Genomic DNA, 3,304 nt, shown 5'->3' with positions numbered 1-3,304 from the left:
CGTTGGCGGCCGTGGCGACATAAAACACTGCGCCAGCGAATGCACCAAACACCACGCCAAAATCAGTACTTGTCGCCAGGCCGTACATACTTGCACCAAGCAGCCCTCCGGCCGCAACGGCAGTACCGGAAACAGGATCGGACATTTAGCCCCCTCTTTTGATTGCTGTAAATCCTCTCTGGGCGAGGGGAATAAAAAAAGGCCGCCTGATGGCAGCCACTATTCTGTTAAAGCGTTTCTGAATCCGGGTAGGCACCCTTGTCAGTTTGCGTTCTCTGAATTGACAACCTCACCTTCAAGCCCCCGGCGACGGCAGTCTGATATAACAAATGCCATAGCCAACCCCTTGATCGCGGCATCATGTCCATAACGAGTTTGCGCCAGCGCAAAATTTCGCTCTACCGCTGCAATTGAATCAATGACAGAATCTGTAACACAGCTTTCAAAATCGCTGATTACTTCAGAGGAAATATTCATTATGTACACCCAGAAAGTTAAGTGCCCGCACTGCCTGCACCGGACAGAGATATCGATAAAGGAGGTTACTGAATACGCCAGCCGTAAGCCAGCTACCGAAAACACTATTTATCCAAACCTTGGACCGCGCGTAAATATCATTACTGAGGCATCCACGGTATCAGCTTACTCAACAGCATTCTGCAATGAATGCAATAAGCCGATGATGATCGCATTTGAGTGCAGCATTGCACAGCTTAGCGATATGAAAAAAGCGGCGCATGAGAAACAATGGCTACTTACTGACTTAAAACCGACCAGCGTAAAAATCTATCCTGAACTTAAGCAACCTGACGACTCCCCGTACTATCCTGAAAAAATTCGCGGGCTGTTTGTTGAGTTGCAGGAAAACATCAAGATGAAGCGAAATGCCCCGTTTATTGTTGTCGGATGTCGTAGCGTGCTTGAAGTGGCACTTCGTGAACTTGGTTTTGATGATGGTAATCTCCTGTCCAGAATTAAGCAGGCAAGAGAGAACGGCATACTTACCGAGTCAATGAAAAATTGGGCACACAGGATCCGTATGGATGGAAATGAGGCTGTGCATGAACTTGACGCAAGTGATGAACAGGCAAAAGAATTTGTCGATTTCCTGCGTCTATTCCTTGAGATCACTTTTGTGTTGCCAGTAAGAATAAAGGAACAACAAAAATAGTCACTTTCGAATTTGCGCGCATGCGAAGCGCAATCATGAGGCAAAAAAAGGCCACCTGATGGCAGCCTCTATTCTGTTAAAACTTTTCCAAATCCGGGAAGACAAATCTGCCCCTGACGTTCAAGGCGCTCGATACGCGCCAGCAGGTGCGGCTTTTTCACTTTTCCCCACCGGTTCAGCAGGCGGCCGGACATGCTGGCAACGTCTTTCTCTTTCATGTATTCGAGCATGACTGCATTACGTTCGGCTTCATAGCTCTCACTATATTTCCGTAGCTCAGCGGTCATCCAGTTGAAAGCATTAACATAAGCCTCTTTTATTGCATCAGCTTTTGCGCCATTAAACCCCATTACCAGCATCATGAATCCGCTGAAATCCATCAGGTAGTAAACCTGTTTCTTATCAAATATCCCTAACTCATTGATTCTTTCGGAAACGCAATAATGCGCACTCCTGAAATCATCTGAAAAACGGCAATTTTTCAACGCCCTTAACACATCCGCATGCCGTTTACCAAATGCCTTTGCAACCTGCAATGTATCGGTAACCGGCTCTCCATCCACGGCAGAGACAAAATTACGGAAGTCAAAATCCGGAATAACAGCCGTATTATTCATGACGTATCACCTTTCTTTGAAATGAACCTTTGTCGCACAGGAAATCAGCCCACCGAGGCTCGCCAGCACTAACTGACTCCCTCAAAGGTTCATTCCAAAGATCAGGTTCGGTGTTGGGATTTACGCGCGGGCAAAGCGCAGTAATGAGGTAAAAAAAAGGCCACCATCTATGGCAGCCTTAAGGGAAAGAAAGTATGAAATAGAATGTCGTTGTATGTATGTGGTGCCGGGTGCCTCCCGGTGAGCAGAAAACTGGTCATTTCTACTCGCGTGGACAGCCTGTAGGCAAGATAGGTACCAGTACGCGCCTCCGCACAGGGGCATTCACCACGGATTTAGTTTAAATCCGGCGCTGACCACCAGCAAGCAGCACAACATGAGAATATTCAACTTTTAGCTGCGACACTACGCAGGCACATCGGGAAGTGCGCTCCGTTTCGTGGAGCAGACGCCGCCGCGTGACCAGCGGAATCACCACATAGCATAGGGCAGAAACGACAAAACCCCACCAGAAGCGAGGTTTCTAAGATTAAATAGCGGACGCAATAACCACTATTGGCATAGTAGCATGCTTTTTATGTATGTAAAGCCTTTTCACGCATCACGCCTGAAATCAAGATGTCTTTACTTATTGCCTCTCGCCTTATCGGGGTTTTTATTTGAAACATTTTGGACACTTAAAAGCATAGAATTTTCACTAGACCTAAGATTTGTAACTTTGAAACCTTTGACTATCTTGCTCCGTTTCATGTCCCGGCGGACGCCTGGGATACTTTTGACATAATCAACATCACGAGATTGACTAAGTTCCGGCCCGATAGTGGCGTTTAATAACGCAGCCCTGGCTACATAGACGCCGCCAGGCAAGTTTGCACTAGAAGAGTAGTCAACGCCAACTATATCCAAATCACCATCGCTATCAACATCAGCTACCGCTAAAATAACATCACCAGTCTTAGCAAATTGCCAATTTTTCTCATCTACTGGTGGAGAAAACTCAATATCAGTCAATTCATTTTTTATATCATCGCTGAGGTTAGATTTAGTGACCTCATTGCTATAGCGATCAATAAACTGCTGAGTTGTCATTTTAAGACCTAAAGCCTGACTCAGCGGGGACAGAAGTAAAGCAATAATTATGGCAATAATTCTCATAACACCTCCATATTTAACATGTATACAAATCAACAAATCAACACTATAAATGATTTTTTATTTTTAGCACTATATTAGAAACACCGAAGTTCTTTTAGATGTTTATGTTTAATTCCGTGTTAAAGTGCGCTCACTTTCACCGCCAGCGGCTCACGCTGTACATCCGGATCCATTTCCAGGCGAATTTCCAGCGCCATCAGCAGACCATCAAGGATGCCCTCAGCGTTGGACAGCTTTTTGCCTATGTGCCCGTTAGAACAATGATGCTCATATGCCAGCCGCATAAACGTTTTGCCAAAAACGTAGTAATCAAACAGCAAATCGTGAGCATCCGGATGTTTTGATCGCAACCCCGCCATGA

General features: G+C 45.7%; 6 protein-coding genes. 1 reads left to right on the top strand and 5 read right to left on the bottom strand.

The features are described from left to right. On the bottom strand, nucleotides 1–145 hold a 145-nt coding region (locus GTGU_RS24160; RefSeq protein WP_038153458.1), incomplete at its 3' end, for a putative holin. Between the two features lie 116 nt (nucleotides 146–261). Beyond that, the gene (locus GTGU_RS26010; RefSeq protein ID WP_038153456.1) at nucleotides 262–477 is read right to left on the bottom strand and encodes a hypothetical protein; all 216 of its coding nucleotides are present in this window, start codon (nucleotides 475–477) and stop codon (nucleotides 262–264) included. A 1-nt stretch (nucleotide 478) separates the two neighbouring features. Here GTGU_RS26010 and GTGU_RS00785 point away from each other — a divergent pair, with 1 nt between their 5' ends. Beyond that, a complete protein-coding gene (locus tag GTGU_RS00785) occupies nucleotides 479–1,171 on the top strand; it encodes a DUF4145 domain-containing protein (protein WP_038153455.1) in 693 nt (230 codons plus the stop codon). 68 nt (nucleotides 1,172–1,239) lie between these two features. On the opposite strand, the gene GTGU_RS00780 is transcribed toward GTGU_RS00785, so the two are convergent. The 3 genes from GTGU_RS00780 to GTGU_RS00770 all read right to left on the bottom strand — a co-directional run. Then, nucleotides 1,240–1,788 carry a Rha family transcriptional regulator gene (locus GTGU_RS00780; RefSeq protein WP_038153454.1) on the bottom strand — a complete coding sequence of 183 codons (549 nt, stop codon included), beginning with the start codon at nucleotides 1,786–1,788 and terminating at the stop codon, nucleotides 1,240–1,242. A gap of 624 nt (nucleotides 1,789–2,412) precedes the next feature. Further along, on the bottom strand, nucleotides 2,413–2,943 hold the full coding sequence (locus tag GTGU_RS00775; protein WP_038153453.1) for a hypothetical protein: 531 nt from the start codon (nucleotides 2,941–2,943) through the stop codon (nucleotides 2,413–2,415). 119 nt (nucleotides 2,944–3,062) lie between these two features. Beyond that, nucleotides 3,063–3,304 (bottom strand): antiterminator Q family protein (locus GTGU_RS00770; RefSeq protein ID WP_038153452.1); only part of this gene is annotated, 242 nt, incomplete at its 5' end.

This window comes from Trabulsiella guamensis ATCC 49490 (genome assembly GCF_000734965.1).
Taxonomy (GTDB): domain Bacteria; phylum Pseudomonadota; class Gammaproteobacteria; order Enterobacterales; family Enterobacteriaceae; genus Trabulsiella; species Trabulsiella guamensis.
This window is presented reverse-complemented; position numbering and strand designations above follow the sequence as displayed.